This is a genomic window from Achromobacter sp. Marseille-Q4962, from assembly GCF_943737005.1.
In the GTDB taxonomy this organism is placed as follows: Bacteria; Pseudomonadota; Gammaproteobacteria; order Burkholderiales; family Burkholderiaceae_B; genus Achromobacter.
Map to the genome: position 1 here is coordinate 15,196 of NZ_CALSFU010000030.1, position 22,850 is coordinate 38,045.

The following is a 22,850-nucleotide window of genomic DNA, read 5'->3' on the forward strand; positions in this document are numbered from 1 at the left end:
TCTTTCCGGACAGGAGCCTTTTTTGTTCGCCCCGCGCGGCGGGGCGCCGGCTGCGGCCTAGCGTTTTCCCGTGACGGGATCGACGGTGGCGGAGAAGTCCTCGGACAGGCTGAAGAAGGTGTTCAGCAGGATTTGCAGGCTCTCGCGGCCGATGCCGCCTTCGGAGTTCATGTCCATCTGCAGCACGGCGCGGTTCTGGTCGTCCACATAGGCGCGGGCCCAGCGGTACTGCTGGTTCCAGCCGTTGATGGCCTTGAGCGGCACGGGCTTTTTCGTGGCGTATACGGCCGTGGCGGTCAGGTCCAGGCACGAGTCGGCGCCGTCCTCGCACAGGAATTCGAGGCGCAGGTCGGTCGCGCCGGTGTACGACGGCTCCAGGACCAGGACCGGGCCGTTGTCGCCGTCTTTCTTGCTGTACGAAAAGCCGATGTCGTCCAGGATGCCGCCCACGGTGTCCGCGTCGAAATTCCGCATCATGCCCGCGGCAGCGCGGGCGTCGTCGCCGGCGGCTGCGGCGGCGGCCTCGGCGGCCGCGTCGGCGGCGGACTGCGTGGCCTCTGCCGCGCTCATCTCTTCCGGCCCGCCCTCGTCGTCCAGGGAGAGTTGGCCGTCGTCCTGGCCGGACGCTTCGAGCAGGGACGCGAACAGCACTTCGGCGGGGATCTTCTTGCCGTTCAGGTCGCCCATGCCGTCGGCATAGTGGAACTTGCCGACGATGTTGTCGCCGTCGTTGGCGCCGATGTTGAACATTTCCGCCATGCCGGCCAGGGTGCGCACCTGCTCGGCGGCCTGATCGCCCGCCTGCGCGGCTTCCAGGCCGTCGGTTTTCATGAGGTACTGCGACACCAGGTCCTGCACCATGGGCTTGGATACGACGAGCGTGGCGTCGATGCGCTTGATGGCGCGCACTGCGATCTCCTGCGGGGTCAGATCCTTGGCGTCCGCGGGGTTGGAGAGTTCGAGCGCGAAGTTGAGCTTGCTTTCGCCCTTGTCGGTCTTCCAGGACAGCGGCTCGATGGCGAAGCTGGGATTGCCCGCCAGCAGTTGCGTGCCCGTATCCAGCAGCGAATCGACCTGCTCGTCCTTCAGCCCTTCGTCGGTGGCGCCGGCCATGGCCTGGCGCACGATCTGGTTGTAGGTATCGGAGAATTGCTTGACCGCCTGGCCGTCCAGGTTGGCCAGCGTGACCACCATCTGGCCGCTGCCCACGGCGATGTCGTTGACCGTGACCTTGCCGCTGTCATAGGCGGCCTTGACGCCGATGCTCTTGTCGTTTTCGGACAGCGTCACGCCGTAGCCGAAATCGTCCAGCGCGAGCTTCATGGCCCCGTTCGGGTCGGCGATCTCGATGCGCTTGACCTTGATGCCGGAGTCGCCCACCGACAGCCCGAATTTGCCCATGCGGCTGTTCGCGTCGCCGGAAAGCCCGCTGATCGACAGGCTGAAGGGCTTGCCTTCCTGGGACCCGTTGACCGCGATCTTGTCGATGACGGCATGCCCGGTTACGGCCTGCTGCGCGCGTTCGTAGGTGCCGGCGAGCTGCATGCCGCTGAAATCCAGCACGGAATCGCCTTCCTTGAATTGCAGCGGCGGCACCTGGAATTTGCTGTTGGCGTTGCCCCCATAGCTGACGACGGCGTCGCCGGAAAGGGGCGGCACGTTCTTGGTGAGCTCGAACAGGGGCTTGAGCTGGTCGGTCTGCGCCATTTCAGTGTGCACGAAGGCCAGCTTGGGCGCGATGGCGCCGCGCGCCAGGGCGCTCCTGGGGAAGGGGCCGTGTTCGATGCGGGCGTCGAATTCGATCATGCCCGATGGCAGGTCGTCGGGCGCGTTCTCGTTCTTCAGCAGGGAAATGCCGTAGCGGGCCTGGGTGGAGAAGAATCCGCGTTCATACTTGAGCTGGTCGATGCGCAGTCCGAACAGCGGCGTGATCTTGGCCAGCTTCTCGTTGGTTTCGTTCAGGCGGCGTTGCGCGCTCTCCTCGATGCGTTTGCCCGTGTACCAGGTGGCACCCAGCCAGCCCGCCGCTCCCACAATGACCACGCCCAGGGTGATCGCCACGCTTTTTTTCATTGATGTCGAGATTATTTCGTTAAGGAATGGCTGCCCGCCGCGTCCCGCGAGGACGGCGGGCACGAATTCATCTGCCAGTCAGGCTGGCGGCGAGTATACCGACCCCTCACGCCGGAAATCGCCGGGCGAGTTACTGAACATGTCAAAATGAAAACCGGCGCACGCGGCGCCGGCTTGGCTGCGGGCACGGCAAGGCGCTACAGCGGATCCAGGGGATAGATGGGCCGGCGCACGTGGCGGAAGTCGAGCTGGCCGTAGTCGGACGTGGTGACGCCTACGCCCGTGCACTCGATGACGGCGGTGGCGATGTCTGAGAAGCCGGCGCGCCAGTGGACGCGGCTCTTGAGCACCAGGTACCGCTTTTGCAGCGGGTCGATGCCCACGGACAGCAGGCAGTTGAGGTCGAAAGGCTCCTGGTGGCGCGACACCACCACGATTTCCACCTTGCCCGTGTCCAGCACCACTGTCAGCCCGGTGTCGTTGCGCACGCCGCGGTACATCGGCCCGCGGTTGCGGTATACGCCGTCGAAGACGAGCTTCACCCGCGCCGTGATGTCCAGCGGCTCGCTGCGCTGGCTGATGGCGGGCATGGCCACTTTGCCGCCCAGCTTCAGCGTGACCGTGCCGCCCACGCCGGCATCGGCCGCCTCGCGCGCGGCCTCGGGATCGCAGATGGCGTAGAAGGCGGCGTTGTCCAGTTCCTGGCGCAGCACTTCGGCCAGCACCGTGGTGGTGTCCATGGTGCCGCCCGAGCCAGTATTGTCGCAATGGTCCAGCAGGACTACCGGCCCCTGGGCCAGCGTCTTGGCGCGCGTCACGGCGGGCGCCAGCGGCTCGGAGTGGAACACCCATTGTGCGCGGCTGGCCCAGGCCCGTTCCAGCAGCTCGTCGCGCAGGGATTCGGCGCGGGCCGGGTCGCCGTCGGTACAGACCACGGCGCTCAGCCCGGCCTCGCGGATGTCGGCGTGGGGAAAACCCACGAACACCGAGGCAGCCAGCACGCCGCCGGCTTCCAGCGTCTTGCAGCGCTCCTGCAGCGACTTGTTCGGCTCGGCATGGGTGCCCTGGCGCATGATGTGGGGCAGCATGGGCCGGTTGGCCCAGCGCATCACGGGCCGGACCTCGCCCTTGAGCGTGCGCGCGATGACGTCGGCCGCGCGCAGGCCGGCCGCCCGGATGTCCACGTGCGGATAGGTATGAAAACCCGTCACGACCGTGGCGTGCCGGACGATGTCCTCGTAGATGTTGGCGTGCATGTCCAGCGTGACCGCCACCGGCGTGTGCGGATCGATCTCGCGCAGCCGCCGCAGCAGGCAGCCTTCGGCATCTTCCACGCCCTCGGCCACCATGGCCCCGTGCAGGTCGAGCAGGATGGCGTCGTAGCCGCCGCGCTTCACCTCGTCGAGGACCAGGCCCGACAGGGTTTCATAGACGGCGGCGGAGGCCGGGCCGCTGGGCCAGGATTCGGCGGCCACCGCCACCACGATGTCCGCGCCTTCCCGGCGCGCCACCTCGATATAGCCGCCCAGGCCGCTGTCGGTGTGTTCGTAGGCCGCGACGGCGCGCTCGCCGCGCAGGATCTCGGGACTGCCGCGGAAGAAGCGTTCCAGCGGCGTGGGCACGGGCGAATAGGTGTTCGTCTCGTGCTTGATCATTGCCAATAGCCAGCGCATGGATGGAGACTCCTGTAAGGTCGGGCCGGGTTCGGCCGGCTCAGGCTTGCGCGGGCGGCGCGGGCCAGGGGCGCTGCGCCGGGCGCATTCGTTCCCAGGCGCGCGCCACGCGCAGCACGCCGAGGTCGTCGAAGCGGGCCCCGGCGATCTGCAGGCCGATGGGCAGGCCGGCGCGGGTATAGCCGCAGTTGACGGAGGCGGCCGGCTGTTCGCTCATGTTGTAGGGCAGCGTGAAGCCGATGTGGTGCATGGTGGTGGCCACGTCGTTGGTGGGCGCGGCCCATTCCGCGTTATAGGCCACCACGGGCGCCACGGGAGAGATGACGTAGTCGTAGGGCGCGCAGGCCGCCACGGTGGCGGCGCGCACCTGCTGGGTGGCGTAGTAGCTGCGGAACACGGATTCGCCCGTCTGCCCGCCGCCGCTTTCGGCCCAGGCGCGGATGAACGGCAGGATGCGGGCGCGCCGCTCTTCGGGCAGCGCGGCCAGGTCCACGGCGGAGCGGGTGCGCCAGAAGCGGTCCACGCCGTCGAGCAGCTCCGGCGTCATCCAGGGCTTCATGGGCGCCACCACGGCGCCCGCCTGCTCGAACAGGCGCGCCGCCTCCTGGACCGCGGCGGTGATTTCGGGGTCCACGGGCAGGCCGCAGCCGGCTTCGAGGAGCAGGCCGATGCGCAGCCCTTTCAGGTCGCGTTCCAGGTCGAGCCAGTCGAACTCCTGGTAGGGCAGGCTCATGTGGTCGCGCGCGTCGGGCTGCGAGAGCACGCCCATCATGAGCGCGGCGTCGGCGATGCTGCGGGTCATGGGGCCGGCGCAGCGGCCCATGAAGGGCGGGTCGATGGGGATGCGGCCCAGGCTGGGCTTGAGCGTGGCGATGCCGCACCAGGCCGCCGGCAGCCGGACCGAGCCGCCGATGTCGGTGCCGATGTGCAGCGGCCCGTACCCGGCCGCCGCGGCCGCGCCCGCGCCGGCGCTGGAACCGCCCGGGTTCTTGGAGAGGTCCCAGGGGTTGCGGGTGAGGGCATGGAAGCTCGACAGCCCGGAAGACAGCATGCCGTAGTCGGGCATGGTGGTCTTGCCCAGGATGACGGCCCCGGCTTCGCGCATGCGGGCCGCCGGCGGCGCGTCGGCCGTGGCCGGCGTCAGCTCGGTGGCGGCCGTGCCCAGCGGCACCGGCACGCCGCGCGTGGCGATGTTTTCCTTGATGGTGGCGGGCACGCCGTCCAGCGTGCGGCCGCCGCAGGACAGCGGTTCGCCCTTCATCCAGCGGGCCTCGGAGGCGCGCGCCGCGGCCAGGGCGGCGTCGGGATCCAGCGCATAGGTGGCGTGCAGGCCGGGTTCCCAGCGCGCGATATGCTCCAGCACGGCGCGCGTGGCCTCTACGGGCGAGAGCGTCCTGGCGCGATAGGCTTGCAGCAGTTCCTGTGCGGAAAGTTCATGGGCTTGCGGCATGTTGGCGGGTTCCTCGGATCGGGATGGAGTCTCAGTGCGCCGCGCCGCCGGCCTGGGGCAGGCTGGCGGCCACGGGGCGGAAGTTGCGGAAATCCCAGTCGCGCCCGGGCGCCGCGTCGATGAGGGCGCGCGTGTACGCGTGGCGCGGCTCGGTGAGCACGCTCAGGGCGGAGCCGGTTTCGACGACCTTGCCGTGCTGCATGACCAGGATGGTGTCGCAGATCTGCGCGGCCACGCGCAGGTCGTGCGTGATGAACAGCACGCCCACCCCGGTGCGCTGGCGCACCTGTTCGAGCAGTTCCAGCACCTGGGCCTGCACCGACACGTCGAGCGCCGAGACGGCTTCGTCGGCCACCAGCACTTCCGGATCCATGACCAAGGCGCGCGCGATGCAGATGCGCTGCCGCTGGCCGCCCGAGAACTGGTGCGGGTAGCGCCGCATGGCGTCGGGGCTCAGGCCCACCACCGACAGCGTGTCGCCGGCGCGCTTGAGCGCCTCTTCGCGCGGCACGCCGAAATTGAGCAGGCCCTCGATGATGGATTCGCCCACCGTGCGCCGCGGGTTGAGCGAGCGGTACGGGTCCTGGAACACGATCTGGATGCGGCGGCGCACCGGACGCAGCGCCGAGCCGGACAGCGTGCTCAGGTCTTCGCCGCCCATCATCATGTGGCCGGCGCTGGGTTCGATGAGGCGGACGATGCAGCGCGCCACGGTGGACTTGCCCGAGCCGGATTCGCCCACGATGCCGAGGATCTCGCCCTTGCGCAGCGTGAGACTGACGTCGGAGGCGGCCACCACGCTGCGTGCGGGCCGCCGGGCGAACAGCGAGCCGCGCGTGCCGTACACGCGGCCCAGGCCCTTCACGTGCAGCACCGGCTTGCCCTCGGGCGGCTCGCGGTGCGCGGGCACCAGGCTGGGCACCGAGGATACGAGGCGGCGGGTGTATGCCTGGCGCGGCGCGGCCAGGATCTCGTCGCGCGAGCCGCTCTCGACGAGGTCGCCCCGGTTCATCACCACGATGCGGTCGGCGATCTCGGCCACCACGCCGAAATCGTGCGTGATGAAGAGGACGGCGGTCCGGTGCTTGTGCTGCAGTTCCTTGATGAGCGAGAGGATCTGCTTCTGGGTGGTGACGTCCAGCGCCGTGGTGGGCTCGTCGGCGATGAGCAGCTTGGGCTCGAGGATGAGCGCCATGGCGATGACGATGCGCTGGCGCTGCCCGCCCGAGAGCTGGTGCGGATAGGCGTCGTAGATGCGCTCGACGTCGGGCAGGTGCACGGAGCGGAACATCTCCAGCACCCTGGCGCGGCGCTCGGCGGCGGACATGCGGCGATGCAGGCGCAGCACCTCGTCCACCTGCCGGCCCACGGTATGCACCGGGTTGAGGGCGGTCATGGGTTCCTGGAACACCATGGACATGCGCGTGGCGCGCAATTCGCGCAGGCGGCGCGCGGCGGCGTGGGCGATGTCTTCGCCCTCGACGCGGATGGCGCCGGAGGCGACGCGCAGCACGCCCGCGGGCAGCAGCCCCATCACGGCGAGCGAGGTGACGGATTTGCCCGAGCCCGACTCGCCGACCACGCACACGGTTTCGCCCGCGTGCACGTCCAGGCTCAGGTTGCGCACCACGCGGTTGCCCGCGCCGGCGACTTCCACCGAGAGATTGCGGATGGCCAGCACGGCGGCGGAGGTGTCGCCGGCCGGGGGATTGGGAGCGTAGTTCATGGGCATCAGATCCTGCGTACCATTTTCGGGTCCAGCGCATCGCGCAGGGCGTCGCCGAGGATGTTCACGCTGAGCACGGTCAGCGACAGGAACAGCCCCGGGAAGAGGATCAGGCCGGGCAGCATGCGGAAATACATGCGGCCTTCGGACATGATGTTGCCCCAGGACGCGATCTCGGGCGGGATGCCTGCGCCCAGGAAGCTGAGGATGGCCTCGGTCAGCATGGCCGAGGCGAAGACGTAAGTGCCCTGCACCGTGAGGGGGGCGATGGTGCTGGGCACCATGTGGCGCCACAGCAGCAGCGGCAGCGGCGTGCCCAGCGCCAGGGCCGCCTCCACGTAGGGCTCGCCCCGCACCGACAGGATCTGGCCGCGCACCAGCCGCACCACGCGCGGGATTTCCGGAATGGTGATGGCCACCAGCACCGTGGTGAGGCTGGCGCCGGTCACCGCCACCAGCGCGATGGCCAGCAGGATGCCCGGAATCGCCATGATGGCGTCCATGGTGCGCATGATGAAGCCGTCCAGCGTGCGGAACCAGCCCGCGATCACCCCCACCACCAGGCCGATGGCCACGCTGATGACGGCCGCGCCCAGGCCCGCGATGAGCGAGATGCGCGCGCCGTAGGCCACGCGCGACCAGACATCGCGCCCGAAGGCGTCGGTGCCCAGCAGGTAGCCGGAAAAGGGCGGCTTCAGGCGCGCGCCCGGATTGATCTGCGTGGGATCCACGGTGCCCAGCCAGGGCGCGAACACGGCGATGGCGACGATGGCCAGCAGCACGACCAGCGCCAGCAGCACGGGCACGCTGCGCAGGCCCTGGCGCACCTGGCGCCAGGCGGTGGCGTGCGGCGTGCCGGCGCCCGGAAGATCGGCGGCCGCCTGGGCGGCGCCTTCGGTTGGCGTTTGCATCGGCGTTTCCCTCAATACCTGATACGCGGGTCGAACACGGTGTAGGCGCAATCGACAACCAGATTGATGAATACGTACACGAAGGCGAAGAACAGCGTCAGCCCCTGGATGACCGGGTAGTCGCGGGCCAGCACGGCCTCCACCACCAGCCGGCCCAGGCCGGGGATGTTGAACACCGATTCGGTGACCACCACGCCGCTGATGAGCAGCGCCACGCCCACGCCCACCACCGTGGCGATGGGCACGGCCGCGTTGCGCAGCGCGTGACCCAGCAGCACGCCGGTTTCCGTGAGGCCCTTGGAGCGGGCGGTGCGGATGAAGTCTTCGCCCATGACCTCGATGACGCTGGTGCGCGTGATGCGCGCGATGAGCGCCACGTACACGGTGGACAGCGCCAGCGCGGGCAGGATGAGGCGGTGCAGGAAGGGCCAGAAGCCGCGGGCCAGCGGCGTATAGCCCTGCACGTTGAACCAGCCGAGCTTGATGGCGAACACCCAGATGAGCAGGTAGCCGGTCACGAACACCGGCACCGAGAAGCCCAGCACCGAAAAGCCCATGACGGCCCGGTCGAGCAGCCTGCCCTGGCGCCAGGCCGCCAGCACGCCCAGCGGAATCGCCACCAGCAGGGTGAAGGCCAGCGTCAGCACGGCCAGGCTGAGCGAGGGCTCCAGCCGCTGGCCGATGAGCTGCGTGACCGGCACGCCTGACATGAGCGACTTGCCCAGGTCGCCCTGCAGCAGCTTGCCGCCCCAGATGAGGAATTGCCGGGCCACGGGCTGGTCCAGGCCCATGGTCTGGCGGATCTGGGCCACTTGCTCGGGCGTGGCGCCGTCGCCCGCCATGATGATGGCGGGGTCGCCCGGACTGAAACGCAGGATTGCGAAAACCACTACGGCGACCATCACCAGGACAGGGATGGTCGCGAGCAGCCGGCGCAAGACGAATGCCAGCATGGATGACTCCTACGGCTCGCCCTCAGGGGGCTTTCTTCACATTCCAGAACGCGAACACCGGAGCATGCACCAGGCCCGAGAGCTTGGTGGAGTACACGGTGGGCACGGACATCTGGCCCAGGGGCACGTACAGCCCTTCGTCGATGCCGATGCGCTGCACTTCGTCGGCGATCTTCTTCTGCTCGGCCGGGTCGGAGGTCAGCGCCATCCGGGTGCGCAGTTCCTCGATCTGCGGGAAGTCGGGCCAGCCGAACCAGGCGTTGTCGCCGTTGGCCGCGGCCGGGGCCGAGCGCACCGGGTCCATGACGTCGGTGGCGTACCAGTTGGTGTTGTGGATGTTCCAGCCGCCTTCGGCCGGGGGCGCCTTGGAGGCGCGGCGCGTGGCCACGCTCTGCCAGTCCATGGCCGCGAGGTTCACGTTGAAGCCGGCCTTGCGCAGGGCCTGCGCCATGACCACGGGCTGGGCCGAGAGCGTGCCCACGTCGGTGGCGTGCATGAGCAGCACCGGGGTGTTGTCGTAGCCGGCTTCCTTGAGGAGCTGCCTGGCCTTTTCGATGTTGGACGGCACCACCATGTCTTTGCCGATGTCGGATTCCAGCGGCGTGCCGCAGCCCCACAGCGAGGCGCAGGTCTTCCAGTACTTGGGATTGCCCACCAGCGCCTTCATCACGTCTTCCTGGCCGATGGCGTACATGGCGGCCTGGCGGATTTTCTTGTTGTCGAAGGGCGGGTACTTGAAGTTGAAGCGGTACATGGTGAAGTATCCGACCGGGCTGAGGCTTTCTTCCTTCAGGTCGGGGTTGCCTTCCACCATGGGCAGCAGGTCGTAGGGGAACTGCTCGACGAAGTCGATCTCGCCTCCCAGCAGGGCGTTGGCGGTGGTGAGGGCGTCGGGCATCACGTCCCATTCGACCTTGTCCACGTTGACGACCTTGCCGCCGGCCAGCCCGCTGGCCGGCTCCTTGCGCGGCACGTAGTCGGGGTTCTTCACGTACACCGTCTTCACGCCGGGCTTGAACTCGGCGATCTTGAAGGGACCCGAGCCGGTCATGTCGGTCAGCGGCTTGCCGATGGGCTGCTCGGCGATGCGCTTGGGCATCATGAAGGGCGCGGTGCCGGTGGGCTTGGAGAGCGCGCGCAGGGCGAGGTCGGTGGGTTCTTTCATGACGAAGCGGAAGGTCTTGTCGTCGACCGTCTCCAGCTTGTCGGTGAATTTCATGAGCGTGCGGCCCATGACGTCGCCGGCGGCCCAGCGCTTGATGGACGCCACGCAGTCTTCCGCGGTGACGGGCTTGCCGTCATGCCACTTCTGGCCCGGGCGCAGGGTCATGGTGTAGGTCTTGCCGTCGGGCGACACCTCCCACTTTTCCAGCATCTGGGGCTGGATCTTGTTGTCGGCGTCGGTGGCCAGCAGCGTGTCGTAGATCATGTAGCCGTGCCACGTCGTGATATAGGCCGTGGTGGCGTGCGGATCGGTGAGACGAAGCGGCGAATGCATGACGGCCTTGATGACCGTCTCTGCCTGGGCGCCATGGGCCATCAGAAGGGTTGCGCCGGCCAGGGCGGCCGCTCTGACAAACTTCAGCATGAGTGTTCCCCTTGAAGCGGTGTGAGCGGCGGTTGCCGCTACGTCGTTGACGCGCCGCGCCGCGGCGGCGCGCGAGGGTCAGGCGGTAGCGGGCCGGCCGGTGAGAGCCGGACCGCAAGGCGCCATTCTGATACCCGGACGCAAGCGTGTCCATGGTTGTTTTGCCTCGTTGACCGGCAGGGCGCGGACCGGGGCGGCGCCGGTGAAACCGAACGTTTCATGGCCGGCCCCGCGGCTCTTGCCGCGGGCGCGCCGGCATGCGTGCCGGCCCGGCGTGCGCAAGGGACGGCGGTGCGCCGTGGGGAATACCCGAATGTCCGCCCCGTGGAACGCACGCGGCGCGGCGGGCCGGCCGCGCGAGCGCACCGGGCCCGCGGGGAGCCGGCCTTACTTGGCCACCGGCATGGTGAACTCGGCGCCCTTGGAGATGCTGTCCGGCCAGCGCTGCATGACGCTCTTGTAGCGCGAGTAGAAGCGTATGCCTTCCTCGCCATAGGCGTGGTGGTCGCCGAAGAGCGAGCGTTTCCAGCCGCCGAACGAATGCCAGGCCATGGGCACGGGAATGGGCACGTTGATGCCCACCATGCCCACCTTGATCTGGCGCGCGAAGGCGCGCGCGACGCCGCCGTCGGAAGTGAAGCAGGCCACGCCGTTGGCGAATTCGTGCGCGTTGACGAGGTCCACCGCCGAGGCGAAGTCGGGCACGCGCACCACGCACAGCACCGGCCCGAAGATCTCTTCGCGGTAGATGTTCATGTGGGGCTTCACGTTGTCGAACAGCGTGCCGCCCAGGAAGAAGCCCTTTTCGTTGCCCGGCACCTGCAGGCCGCGGCCGTCGACCACCAGGTGCGCGCCCGCGGCGATGCCGTCCTCGATGTAGCCCATGACCTTGTTGCGGTGCTGCGCGGTGACGAGCGGGCCCATCTCGGCGTCGGGCTGCATGCCGTCTTTGACGACCAGCGCCTGCACGCGCGGCTTGAGGCGCTCGATGACCTTGTCGGCCACGTCGCCCACCGCCACGGCCACGGAAATGGCCATGCAGCGCTCGCCCGCCGAGCCGTAGGCCGCGCCCATGAGCGCGTCCGTCACCTGGTCGAGGTTGGCGTCGGGCATCACCACCAGGTGGTTCTTCGCGCCGCCCAGCGCCTGCACGCGCTTGCCGCGGCGCGTGCCCTCGGCGTAGATATATTGCGCGATGGGCGTGGAACCCACGAAAGACAGGGCCTCCACCTCGGGGTGGGCGATGAGCGCGTCCACCGCCTGCTTGTCGCCCTGCACGACGTTGAACACGCCGTCGGGCAGCCCCGCTTCGCGCAGCAGCTCGGCCAGGCGCAGCGAGACGGAAGGATCGCGCTCCGAAGGCTTGAGCACGAAGGTGTTGCCGCAGGCGATGGCCACCGGGAACATCCAGCACGGCACCATCATGGGGAAGTTGAACGGGGTGATGCCGGCCACCACGCCCAGCGGCTGGCGCATGCTCCAGTTGTCGATGCCGCCGCCGATCTGCTCGGTGTACTGGCCCTTGAGCAGGTGCGGAATGCCGCAGGCGAACTCCACCACCTCGATGCCGCGGGTCACTTCGCCCAGGGCGTCGGAAAACACCTTGCCGTGCTCGCGCGTGATGAGCGCGGCCAGCTCGTCCTGGTGCTTGTCCAGCAGCGCCTTGAAGTTGAACAGCACGCGCGCGCGCTTGAGCGCCGGCGTTTCGGACCAGGCGGGAAAGGCCGCGCGGGCGGCCGCCACGGCCAGGTCCACTTCTTCGGCCCCGCCCAGGCAGATCGAGGAGACGACCTCGCCCGTGGCCGGGTTGAAGCCCTCGGTGTAGCGGTTGCTGCGGCCTTCGTGGGGCTGGCCGTTGATGAAATGCGTGATTTTCTTCATGAATGCAAAAGCTCGATGCGGGAGTTCGATGGACGCGCCGCCGCGCGGCGGCGCGTTTCCTGCCGGGGCCGGCTCAGGGCGTGTTCACCCTAAGCCACTTCCTTGAGCACCTTGCCGATGCCCTCGAAGATCTGGCCGATCTGGTTTTCGTCGACGATGAGCGGAGGCGACACCGCGAGGATGTCGCCCGTGTAGCGCACCATGAGGCCGGTGTCGAAGCATTTCTGGAAGGCTTCGGCGGCGCGCGCGCCCGGGGCGCCTTCGCGCGGCGACAGCTCGATGCCGGCCACCAGGCCGATGTTGCGCACGTCGATGACGTGCGGCGCGCCCTTGAGGCTGTGGGCGGCTTCCTCGAACGCGGCCGACAGCTTGCGGGCGCGGGCGAACAGGTCTTCGCGGCGGTAGATGTCCAGCGTGGCGAGCACGGCGGCGGCGGCCAGCGGGTGGGCCGAGTAGGTGTAGCCGTGGAAGAACTCGATGCCGCCTTGCGGTCCGTTGACGATGGCGTCATGCACTTCGCGGCGCACCGCGACGGCGCCGGCCGGAACGGCGGCGTTGCTCACGCCCTTGGCCATGGTGATGAGGTCGGGCGTTACGCCGAAATAGGCCGCGGCGGTGGCCTCGCCCAGGCGGCCGTACGCGGTGATGACTTCGTCGAAGATCAGCAGAATGCCGTGGCGGGCGGTGATTTCGCGCAGTTTTTCGAGATAGCCCTTGGGCGGGACGAGCACGCCGGTGGAGCCGGCCATGGGCTCGACGATCACGGCCGCGATGGTGGAGGCGTCGTGCAGGGCGATGATGCGTTCCAGCTCGTCGGCCAGGTGCGCGCCCCACTCGGGCTGGCCGCGCGTGAAGGCGTTGTGTTCCAGGCTGTGGGTGTGCGGCAGGTGGTCCACGGCCGGCAGCAGCGCGCCGGAGAAGGTCTTGCGGTTGGGCGAGATGCCGCCCACGGAAATGCCGCCGAAGCCCACGCCGTGGTAGCCGCGCTCGCGCCCGATGAGGCGGGTGCGCTGCGCCTCGCCGCGCGCGCGGTGGTAGGCCAGGGCGATCTTCAGCGCGGTGTCCACCGATTCGGAGCCCGAATTGGTGAAGAACACGCGGTCCAGGCCCTGCGGCATCAGGCCGGCCACGGCGGTGGCGGCCTCGAAGGCCAGCGGGTGGCCGAGCTGGAACCCCGGCGCGTAGTCCATGACGCCGGCCTGGCTGGCGATGGCGGAGACGATTTCTTCGCGGCAGTGGCCGGCGTTCACGCACCACAGGCCGGCCGTGCCGTCCAGGATCTGGCGGCCGTCGAAAGACGTGTAGTACATGCCCTTGGCCGAGGCCAGCAGGCGGGGGTTCGCCTTGAACTGCCGGTTGGCGGTAAAGGGCATCCAGAGGTGGGACAGGTCGGGCAGTTTGGCAGCGCTCATGGGGAGACTCCGGAGGAAAAGAAACGCCGCTGCGCGGAAAGGGGCGGGCGGCGCGATCAAACCGATTCTCGGACGTCCACGAGCGAATGAAAATATACAATTGCCGCAAAACGGGCTAACTGTATAGTTGCAATCATGACAACTGTATAGATTCATCCATGATCGATTTCCAGCCCGACCGCGCGCGCGGGCAGGCGCCCACCCTGGTGGAGCAGCTGGTGGCCGCCGTGCAGCGCGCCATCGAAACGCAGGCCCTGCGGCCCGGCATGGCGCTGCCGTCGGTGCGCGAATTCGCGCGGCAGTACGCGATGAGCACGTTCACGGTGGCCAGCGCCTACAGCCGCCTGGTGTCGCAAGGCTGGCTGACGGCCCGCCCGGGCGCGGGCTATCGCGTGGCCGCGCCCGAAACGCCCGCGCGCCGCGCCGAGCCGCTGTCCTGGGAGCCGCCCCGGCTGAACGACAGCTGGCTGCTTTCGGACATCTTCGCGGACCACTCCATCCCCATCAAATCGGGCTGCGGCTGGCTGCCGGGCGAATGGCTGAACGAAGAAGGCCTGCACATGGCCCTGCGCCACCTGGGGCGGGTGCCGGCCATGCGCATCGCCAATTATGGCCATCCCTACGGCTACGCGCCGCTGCGCGAAACCATCGCCGCCGGGCTGGCGGCCCATGGCATGGAGGTGGACGCCTCCCAGGTGCTGCTGACGCAAGGGGTGACGCATGGCCTGGACACGGTGATCCGCACGCTGCTGCGGCCCGGCGACACGGTGCTGGTGGAGCAGCCCGCCTACGCGAACCTGCTGCAGATGCTGCGGCTGGCCGGCATGCGCACCGTGGCCGTGCCGCGCGGTGCCGAAGGGCTGGACTGCGAGGCGCTGGAGCGCGCCGCCGCGCTGCACCGCCCGCGCGCGCTGTTCATCAACACCGCCTTGCAGAACCCCTCGGGCGCAAGCATCGGCATGGCCAACGCCTTCCGCATCCTGCAGGCCGCCGAGCGCCACGGCCTGTGGGTGGTCGAGGACGACATCTCGCGCGAGCTGGCCACCGGCCTCACGCCCATGCTGGCCGCTCTGGACGGCAGCCGGCGCGTGGTCTACCTGGGCGGCTATTCCAAGGTCATCAGCCCTTCGGTGCGGGTGGGCTATGTGGTGGCGCACCGCGACCTGGTGCGCGACATCGCGCGCACCAAGATGGCGGTGGGCTTGACCACGCCCGAGATCATGGAGCGCATCGTGCACCAGGTGATCCGCGAGGGCCGCTACCGGGCCCACATCGAGCGCACGCGCGAGCGGCTCGGGCAGGCCCATGCCGCGGTGGCGCGGCACATGGACGAGCTCGGCTTCGAGATCTGCGCGCGCCCCGGGGCGGGGCTCTTCCTGTGGGCCAAGGTGGGCGGAACCTGGCGCGAACGCGGCGCCAACGGCCTGGCCGAGCTGGCGCTCAAGGACGGCATCTGGCTGGCGCCGGGGTCTTACTTCGAGGCATCGGAGGCCGACACGCCCTGGGTGCGGTTCAACGTGGCGTACTCGGAGGCGCCGGAACTATGGCGGTTCATGCGCAACGCGGGCGCGGCCTGAGGAACCGGCGCCGCGCCGTTCAGGCGCGTTCGTAGGTGACGAAATCGTAGGCGTAGCCGTTCTCGGGCGGCTGGGGCGCGCGCGCGGTTTCCTTCCACTGGAATGACGGCAGGAGCGGAAAGAACGCGTCGCCCTCGACCTCGGCATGCACTTCGGTCGCGAGCACGCGCCGGGCGCGGGGCAGGGCCTGGGCGTAGATCTGGGCGCCGCCGATGACATAGGCTTCGGCATCCTGGACGCACGCGGCCAGCGCGGCGTCCAGCGATTCCACCACCGTGGCGCCCTCGGCCCGCAGGCCGGCGTTGCGGCTGATGACGATGTTGCGGCGGCCCGGCAGCGGGCGGCCCAGCGAGTCCCAGGTCTTGCGGCCCATGATGATGGGATGGCCCAGCGTGCTGCGCTTGAAATGCGCCAGGTCGCCCGGCAGCTTCCAGGGCAGCGCGTTGTCGCGTCCGATGACGCGGTTGTCGGAATAGGCGACGATGAGGGTCAGGCTGGCGGGCATGCGGGCAATGAAACGCGGGAATGGAATGTCGTGGAAGGGGAGGCGGGCCTCCGCTTCCGTAAGCGTAGCAAATCCTAGCCGCCTACCTGCTCCATGAACTCGCTGGCGGGCATGGGCTTGCCCAGCAGGAAGCCCTGCAGCGAGTTGCAGCCCAGCCCGGTCAGGAACTTCTGCTGCGCCGCGGTTTCCACGCCCTCGGCCACGATGCGCAGGTTGAGCTGCTGGGCCAGCGCCACGATGGCCGAGACGATGGCGGCGTCTTCGTTGTCGTTGTCGAGCTGGTTGACGAAGCCCCGGTCGATCTTGAGTTCCGTGGCCGGCAGGCGCTTCAGGTACAGCAGGCTGGAATAGCCGGTGCCGAAGTCGTCGATGGATATGGTCACGCCCAGGCCGGACAGCCGCTTGAGCACGGCCATGCTGGCCTCGGCGTCGCGCATGGCGGTGGATTCGGTGACTTCCAGCGTGAGGCAGGCAGGGGGCACGCGGTGGCGCGCCAGCGCCGCGCTGACGGTGTCGACGAGGCCCGAATGGGCGAACTGCAGCGACGACAGATTGACCGCGACGGTCCAGTTCGGCTGCCCCGCGTCGATCCACTCGCGCATCTGGCGGCAGGCTTCGTTGATGACCCAGTCGCCGATCGCCAGGATCAGCCCGGTTTTCTCCGCGATGGGAATGAATACGTTGGGAGCGACCAGTCCGCGCGCGGGGTGGTTCCAGCGCAGCAGCGCCTCGGCGCCGATGATGGGGCCGGCCGGCGCCTGGAATTTCGGCTGGTAGTGCAGCACGAACTGTTTGCGTTCCAGCGCCAGGCGCAGATCGTGCAGCAGCTCGATCTGTTCGTGCGCGTCGGCGTTCATGGAGGGCTCGAAGAAGCTGTAGCCGGTGCCGCCCAGGCGCTTGGCGTGGTACATGGCCGCGTCGGCATTGGTGAGCAGGGCGTGCGTGTCCTCGCCGTCGTTGGGATAGATGGCGATGCCCACGCTGGACGTCACCATGACTTCGTGCCCATAGACGTTGACGGGCCTGGCGATGGTGTCGATCAGGCGGTCGGCCACGTTGGCGGCGTCAGTGGGCTCGGCCACCTCGCTCAGCACGATGAACTCGTCGCCGCCCAGCCGCGCCACGGTGTCCTGCGTGCGCAGCGCCTGGCGGATGCGCTGCGACAGTTCGATGAGCAGGGCGTCGCCCGTGTGGTGGCCGTAGGCGTCGTTGACGGCCTTGAAGCCGTCCAGGTCGAAGAACAGCACCGCGAAATGGCCCCTGCGGCGGCTGGCGCTTTCGATGGCCTGCTCCAGCCGGTCTTCGAGCAGGATGCGGTTGGGCAGCTTGGTGAGCGTATCGTGCAGGGCCAGCTGCACCAGCTCTTCGTTGGCCTCAGCCAGCGAGGAGGCCAGCGCCGAGGTGCGGGCTTCCAGGCGGTTGTCCAGCACGGCCACCACCAGCGCGATGGCCAGCACGCCCAGCGTGATGGCCGTGACCGCGATGGCCAGCCAGCCGGCCGACATGCCGCTGCCGGCCGCCAGGCACACGCTGCCGGGCGGAAAGCCGGCGGCCTCCATGCCGGTGTAGTGCATGCCCACGATGGCCAGCCCCATCACGCCGGCGGCCAGCGCGCGCGACAGCGCCATGCGGGGGCGGTCGTGCCGCAGGCTGTACGTGATCCAAAGCGCCGCGCCCGAGGCCGCCACCGCGATGACGACGGACAGCGCGAACCAGAGCGGGTCGTATTCGATGCCCGGCTGCATGCGCATCGCCGTCATGCCTACATAGTGCATGGCGGCGATGCCGGCGCCCATGAGCAGCGCCCCGCCGACCAGGCGCACGCGCGACAGGTGCTCGCGCGTGACAGTGCGCAGGGCGTAGGCGGAGCAGGCCACCGCGATCAGCATGGACAGCACGGTGAGGGCGGGGTCGTAGCCCAGCGGAATGGGCAGGCTGAATGCCAGCATGCCCACGAAATGCATCGACCAGATGCCCAGCCCCATGGCGAAGGCGCCGCCGATCAGCCAGCAGCGCGCCACGGGCAGGTTGCCCGCCGCGCGCACCCGGTTGGCCATGCCCAGCGCGGTGTAAGAGGCCAGGACTGCCACTCCGAGGGAGACGAGGACAAGGGAAGGGTTGTATGTTCCAGCGAGCATTTTGGGATCCTGTCCTGAGCGTGTCGATCGACGCGCCCGCCTCAATTCATATCAGTCTGTCGTCAATAGTTGCAAATCGGTTCCGCGCATGCCGCGCTCCCGGCGCGGGCGGGAGGGGAGTCGGGTCGTGCTGGTGGCGAGGGGAAGTGATCGGCTGCGGGGACAGGCGGACGGCGGCGCTGGCCGTCCGGTCCGCCGCGGGCAGGGGACGGCGCATGTCGGGCCGTTCCGACGCCGCGGACGTTGCGCGCATCCGCAGCCAACAAGGCATGGGTTATACAAAAAAGCGGCTCCCAAAAGCTCACCAATGTTCACAGGCGGTTCACATGCGTCTTGTGGCAGCGGTGTGTGCCCTGCCGCGCGCGATGCGGGGCGCGGCGGGCGGGCTCTCATACCGCCATGGCGGCCGTCAGCGGGGCATGGTGCCGGTAGCCCGCCAGGGAGAAGTCGGAAGGCTCCACCCGTTCCAGCCATTGCGGTTCGTAGCGGCCGGTGACCGCGAAATCCGGAATGCGGTCGGACAGCACGAGCGTGGGCGCGGGGTAGGGCTCGCGCTGCAATTGCTCGCGCAGCATGGGCAGGTGGTTTTCGTAGATGTGCGCATCGCCGATGAAGTACGTGAACCAGCGCGGCGTGTAGCCCGTCAGGCGCCCCACCAGGTGCAGCAGCGCCGCGCCTTCGGTGAGATTGAAGGGCGTGCCCAGGCCCACGTCGTTGGAGCGGATGTACAGGCACAGCGAGATTTCGCGCGTGGCCGCGTTGGGCAGGAACTGGTAGAGCAGGTGGCACGGCGGCAGCGCCATTTCCTCGATCTGCGCCCAGTTCCAGCCGTGGAACAGGATGCGGCGGTCGCCCGGGCGTTCGTGGATGGTGTCCAGGCACTGGCGCAGCTGGTCCACCGCCTTGTAGAGCAGCACCTTGGGCGCGCCGTCGTCGTCCAGCTCGGCGACCTTGGCGTAGCCGCGGGAGAGGGCGTCGGCGATCTGCGCGGCGGCGCCGGCGTCCAGCATCTTGTAGGCGGGCCACTGGCGCCATTGCACGCCGTAGACGGGGCCGAGGTCGTCGGGCCCTTCGCGGTACGGGTTGGCCAGCCATTGCGCGTTCTCGTTGGCGTTCTGGTCCCAGACCTTGCAGCCCAGTTCGCGGAAGCCGGCGGCGCTGCGCGTGGCGCGCAGAAAGCCCACCAGCTCGCCGATGGCGGACTTGAAGGCCAGCTTCTTGGTGGTGACGGCGGGAAAACCTTGCTGCAGATCGAAACGCAGGCAGGCGCCGGGCAGGCTCAGCGTGCGGATGCCGGTGCGGTTCTCTTGCCAGGAGCCGGTGTCGAGAATGGCTTGAACGAGATCCAGATATTGTTTCATGGCAGTCTAGGGAGGCGCGTCCGGGGCAGCGCAACGGGGGCGGCGCGCGGGCGCCGCGCCGCGCTCGGGTAAGGAGGGTGGCATTACACCACGCCGCCCGCCTATGCCGCCGTCGCCGCCTCGGCCTGGGTGTCCACGATGTCGACCGAGAAGCTCAGCTCGGCGGTTTTCTCGAGCATGGCCGAGGCCGAGCAGTACTTCTCGTGCGAAAGCTGCACCGCGCGCTCCACCGCCGCCCGGGGCAGGTTGCGGCCGGTGACGGTGAACGCGAAATGGATGCGGGTGAACACCTTGGGATCGGTTTCGGCGCGCTCGGCCTGCAGCTTCACGCTGCAGCCGGTGACGGCATGCCGCCCGCGCTTGAGGATGAGCACCACGTCATAGGCCGTGCAGCCGCCGGTGCCGGCCAGCAGCATCTCCATGGGGCGGGGCGCCAGGTTGTGGCCGCCGCCGTCCACGGCGCCGTCCATCACGGCCACGTGGCCGCTGCCGGTGCTGGCGGTAAAGAGCATGCCCGAGGGGCCGCCCCAGTCTATCGTGCATTCCATGTCGGTGAGTCCTTGTGCTTGAGCGCGGTCAATGGCTGATGATACCTGTTGCGTACAATTCCCGGCACCAGATTATCCCGTTGCGCGGCGGGCGCGCGCCCGCCTCAGGAGTACCCATGTCCGCCAGTTCTTCCGCCCATGTCCCGGCCCCGGGCAGCCCCGCTTCCGCAGGCCCCGCCGCCTTCCTGCGCCGGTCCGGTCCCCTGGACGCGCTGCTGGCCGAAGCGGACCGCGCCCTGCGGGTGCTTTCGGGCAGCGCCACGGCGGGCCGGCCGAATCCGGCCACGGCGCAGGAGGCGCCCGATGCGCTCAGCCCGGAGGAAAAACGCCACGCCGCCGGGCTGATGCGCGTCAACCACGTCGGCGAGGTCTGCGCGCAGGCGCTGTATCGCGGCCAGGCGGCGGTGTGCCGCGAGCCGGCGGCGCGCCGGCTGCTGCTGGAGGCCGCCTCCGAAGAGGTCGATCACCTGGTCTGGTGCAACCAGCGCCTGGCGGAGCTCGGCAGCCGGCCCAGCCTGCTCAATCCGCTGTGGTATGCCGGCTCGTTCGCGCTGGGCGTCATGGCGAGCTATGCGGGCGTTCCGCGCAACCTGGGCTTCATGGCCGAGACGGAACGGCAGGTCGAAGCCCATCTCGACGGCCACCTGCGCACCCTGCCGCCGCAGGACGAGCGTTCGCGGCAGATCGTGCGCCAGATGAAGGAAGACGAAGCCGGCCACCGCGCCAGCGCCGAGCGCGCGGGCGGGGTGCCGCTTTCCGCGCCCGTCAAGGCCGCCATGCGGGCGATGTCCAAAGTGATGACCACGACGGCCTACCGCATCTGAACGAGGCCGCCCTGCGCCAGGGCGGTGCGCGATTTTGCTGCAATGCGCAAAACCGTGCGGAAATCCTGCCGAAATGCACCGTTTCAGTGCGAAAGCCGGGCCGGGATAACCCGAGAATAGCTAGGGTTAGTCCGAGCCGGGTTTTCCCGCTCGGCAAAAACCCTTTTTTGTAACAATGCAGCAACGATGCGGGTTTGCGAGCGTCGATTTCGGGCGTTGACGCAAAAAAGCAACGTTCCCGCCGCCCTCCAAAAAATCCCAAAATAATTCTTGCATCGCACAAAAAAACTCGGTACTATGCATCTCATCGGATGTCGAAACGCAGACGGCGCGGTGAACACCCCGTCAGGCGCAGCGAGCGAAACCGCTCCCGGCATGCCAAGGTTGTCTCCTCCACCCTCCTCCTTTGGTGGATTTAGCCCGAGATCGCAAGATCTCGGGCTTTTTTTTGCTTGGCCACGAGGCCGTCCCGATTTTTTCACGGGGCGCCGCCCCGAGGGCGCCTCCATCATTTTTCGCATGCGGGACAACCCGGGTTGGCTCTACAATCGTTGCATGAATCGGGTATTGCGATCTGGATGCGCGCCGGCCCCGCTCGGGGCGGCATGCCGTGAAGGCGGGGTGTTACGTTCTGTGCGGGTGAATTGCACTTCCTTATCGCTCCTATATATGGGCGTTACACCTGCCCTCGATAATGGCGAGCCTTGTCTCGATAGACCAACCTAAGGTGATACTGTGACCTGGCTGTATATCTGTGTGGTCGCGTTCATGGTGGGGGGACTCATCGTGGCGTCGGAGCGTTGGCATGGCGCTTTCACCGGCGATAGCGATCTCAACAAACCCCAGGCCAACCACTCGCGGGCGACGCCCCGCGTGGGCGGGCTGGCCGTGCTGGCCGGCACGTTGGCGGGCCTGCTGGTGCTCGGTCCCAGCAACATGACGCTCACCTGGCTCTGGCCCGCGCTGTTCGTCGCGGCGCTGCCCGTGTTCGTGGCCGGCCTGCTCGAAGATATCACCAAGGACATCGGCGCGAGCAAGCGCCTGCTGGCCGCTTTCGTGTCGGCCGCCATCGCGTGGTGGCTGCTGGGCGGCGTGAGCCGCGTGGGCATGGCGCCCGTCGATTACGTGCTGTCGTTCTGGCCGGTTTCGCTGGTGTTCACCATGTTCGCCGTGGGCGGCTGCACGCACGCGCTCAACATCGTGGACGGCATGAACGGCCTGGCGGGCATGATCGCCACCCTGATGGCGGTGTCCATCAGCCTGGTGGCCCTGCAGGTGGGCGACGTGCCCATCTTCCTGGTGGCGGCGGCGCTGGCCTCGGCCACGCTGGGCTTCCTGGTCTGGAACTTTCCGTTCGGGCGTGTGTTCCTGGGCGACGGCGGCGCGTATTTCCTGGGCTTCATGCTGGCCGAGCTGGCGGTGCTGCTGGTGGTGCGCAATCCGTCGGTGTCGCCGTTCTACGCGCTGGCCGTGCTGTTCTACCCGGTGTTCGAAACCGCTTTCTCGATCTGGCGTCGCCGCTTCAAGCGCGGCGTGCCGGTGGACCAGCCCGACGCGCTGCACCTGCATCAGCTCGTGTTCCGCCGCCTGGTGCGCGTCACGTTCAGCCGGGGCCGCCGCCACGCCGTGCCGGCCCTGTGCAACGCCATGGCCTCGCCCTACATGTGGGTGCTGGCGCTGATCGGCCTGGTGCCGGCCACCATCTGGTGGGACAACGCCTGGGCGCTGAGCGCCAGCCTGGTGGTCTTCGCCGCCGTGTATATCTGGCTGTACGCGCGCCTGGTGTCCTGGCGCCGGCCCGGCTGGCTGCTGCTGCCGTCCGTGCTTAGAACCCATTGATCCATTCGGGCCCGCCGGCGTGCGCCGCCGGGGCCCGCTTACCAATCACCCGACCAAGTCTAGATGCCGTGATCGTTTTGCGGTGAAGGGAGAGTTATGTTGCGTATTCAGGATGTGAAGCTGGCCGTCGTGGGCCTGGGCTACGTGGGCCTGCCGCTGGCCGTGGAGTTCGGCAAGAAGCGGCCGGTCATCGGTTTCGATATCAACACCCGCCGGATCGACGCCTTGAAGGCCGGCCACGACCATACGCTGGAAGTCAGCGACGAAGAGCTGGCCGAGGCCCGGCACCTGAGCTATACGGCCGACCGCCAGGAGCTGGCCAGGGCCAACGTGTACATCGTGACGGTGCCCACGCCCATCGACGAGTACAAGCAGCCGGACCTGACGCCGC

16 protein-coding genes and 1 pseudogene are annotated in these 22,850 nt (G+C 68.5%); 4 read left to right on the forward strand and 13 right to left on the reverse strand.

Annotated features, from left to right (window positions below):
- Positions 1–57: 57 nt before the first annotated feature.
- From NGJ44_RS20175 to aptA, 9 genes are all read right to left on the reverse strand, one after another.
- Positions 58–2,061, reverse strand: coding sequence for a DUF945 family protein (locus NGJ44_RS20175; protein WP_286012416.1), 2,004 nt, complete (start codon positions 2,059–2,061; stop codon positions 58–60).
- Between the two features lie 209 nt (positions 2,062–2,270).
- The gene (locus NGJ44_RS20180; RefSeq protein ID WP_251865439.1) at positions 2,271–3,746 is read right to left on the reverse strand and encodes a M81 family metallopeptidase; all 1,476 of its coding nucleotides are present in this window, start codon (positions 3,744–3,746) and stop codon (positions 2,271–2,273) included.
- A 40-nt stretch (positions 3,747–3,786) separates the two neighbouring features.
- Positions 3,787–5,196 (reverse strand): amidase, encoded by a 1,410-nt coding sequence (locus tag NGJ44_RS20185; RefSeq protein WP_251865442.1) that lies wholly within the window; start codon positions 5,194–5,196, stop codon positions 3,787–3,789.
- 31 nt (positions 5,197–5,227) lie between these two features.
- Positions 5,228–6,922, reverse strand: a complete 1,695-nt coding sequence (locus NGJ44_RS20190) for an ABC transporter ATP-binding protein (protein WP_053243966.1) — start codon at positions 6,920–6,922, stop codon at positions 5,228–5,230.
- Between the two features lie 5 nt (positions 6,923–6,927).
- Positions 6,928–7,833, reverse strand: coding sequence for an ABC transporter permease (locus tag NGJ44_RS20195; RefSeq protein ID WP_251865444.1), 906 nt, complete (start codon positions 7,831–7,833; stop codon positions 6,928–6,930).
- 11 nt (positions 7,834–7,844) lie between these two features.
- The gene (locus NGJ44_RS20200) at positions 7,845–8,786 is read right to left on the reverse strand and encodes an ABC transporter permease (RefSeq protein WP_053243954.1); all 942 of its coding nucleotides are present in this window, start codon (positions 8,784–8,786) and stop codon (positions 7,845–7,847) included.
- A gap of 22 nt (positions 8,787–8,808) precedes the next feature.
- Complete coding sequence (locus NGJ44_RS20205; protein WP_251865445.1) at positions 8,809–10,374, reverse strand: ABC transporter substrate-binding protein; 1,566 nt, start codon at positions 10,372–10,374, stop codon at positions 8,809–8,811.
- Between the two features lie 387 nt (positions 10,375–10,761).
- Positions 10,762–12,255, reverse strand: coding sequence for a CoA-acylating methylmalonate-semialdehyde dehydrogenase (locus tag NGJ44_RS20210; protein WP_053243952.1), 1,494 nt, complete (start codon positions 12,253–12,255; stop codon positions 10,762–10,764).
- An 89-nt stretch (positions 12,256–12,344) separates the two neighbouring features.
- Positions 12,345–13,667 carry an omega-aminotransferase AptA gene (aptA, locus tag NGJ44_RS20215; RefSeq protein ID WP_251865455.1) on the reverse strand — a complete coding sequence of 441 codons (1,323 nt, stop codon included), beginning with the start codon at positions 13,665–13,667 and terminating at the stop codon, positions 12,345–12,347.
- Between the two features lie 158 nt (positions 13,668–13,825).
- Between aptA and NGJ44_RS20220 the strand changes: the two genes are divergently transcribed.
- On the forward strand, positions 13,826–15,244 hold the full coding sequence (locus NGJ44_RS20220; RefSeq protein WP_251865457.1) for an aminotransferase-like domain-containing protein: 1,419 nt from the start codon (positions 13,826–13,828) through the stop codon (positions 15,242–15,244).
- Positions 15,245–15,263: 19 nt separating this feature from the next.
- Here the strand turns inward: NGJ44_RS20220 and NGJ44_RS20225 are convergent, their stop codons facing one another.
- The 4 genes from NGJ44_RS20225 to NGJ44_RS20240 all read right to left on the reverse strand — a co-directional run bounded on the left by NGJ44_RS20225 (position 15,264) and on the right by NGJ44_RS20240 (position 19,796).
- The gene (locus tag NGJ44_RS20225; RefSeq protein WP_251865459.1) at positions 15,264–15,749 is read right to left on the reverse strand and encodes a dihydrofolate reductase; all 486 of its coding nucleotides are present in this window, start codon (positions 15,747–15,749) and stop codon (positions 15,264–15,266) included.
- A 74-nt stretch (positions 15,750–15,823) separates the two neighbouring features.
- Complete coding sequence (locus tag NGJ44_RS20230; RefSeq protein ID WP_251865461.1) at positions 15,824–17,887, reverse strand: putative bifunctional diguanylate cyclase/phosphodiesterase; 2,064 nt, start codon at positions 17,885–17,887, stop codon at positions 15,824–15,826.
- Between the two features lie 389 nt (positions 17,888–18,276).
- A complete protein-coding gene (locus NGJ44_RS20235) occupies positions 18,277–19,248 on the reverse strand; it encodes a thymidylate synthase (protein WP_053243947.1) in 972 nt (323 codons plus the stop codon).
- A gap of 101 nt (positions 19,249–19,349) precedes the next feature.
- Positions 19,350–19,796, reverse strand: coding sequence for an OsmC family protein (locus NGJ44_RS20240; protein ID WP_053243946.1), 447 nt, complete (start codon positions 19,794–19,796; stop codon positions 19,350–19,352).
- A 116-nt stretch (positions 19,797–19,912) separates the two neighbouring features.
- On the opposite strand from NGJ44_RS20240, the gene coq7 reads away from it, so the two are divergent.
- The 3 genes and pseudogenes from coq7 to NGJ44_RS20255 all read left to right on the forward strand — a co-directional run.
- Positions 19,913–20,620, forward strand: coding sequence for a 2-polyprenyl-3-methyl-6-methoxy-1,4-benzoquinone monooxygenase (gene coq7, locus NGJ44_RS20245; RefSeq protein WP_251865463.1), 708 nt, complete (start codon positions 19,913–19,915; stop codon positions 20,618–20,620).
- A gap of 735 nt (positions 20,621–21,355) precedes the next feature.
- Positions 21,356–22,459: an MraY family glycosyltransferase gene (locus tag NGJ44_RS20250; RefSeq protein WP_053246561.1), complete on the forward strand. Its 1,104-nt coding sequence runs from the start codon at positions 21,356–21,358 to the stop codon at positions 22,457–22,459.
- Positions 22,460–22,555: 96 nt separating this feature from the next.
- Positions 22,556–22,850: pseudogene (locus tag NGJ44_RS20255) on the forward strand (Vi polysaccharide biosynthesis UDP-N-acetylglucosamine C-6 dehydrogenase TviB); the annotation flags it as partial.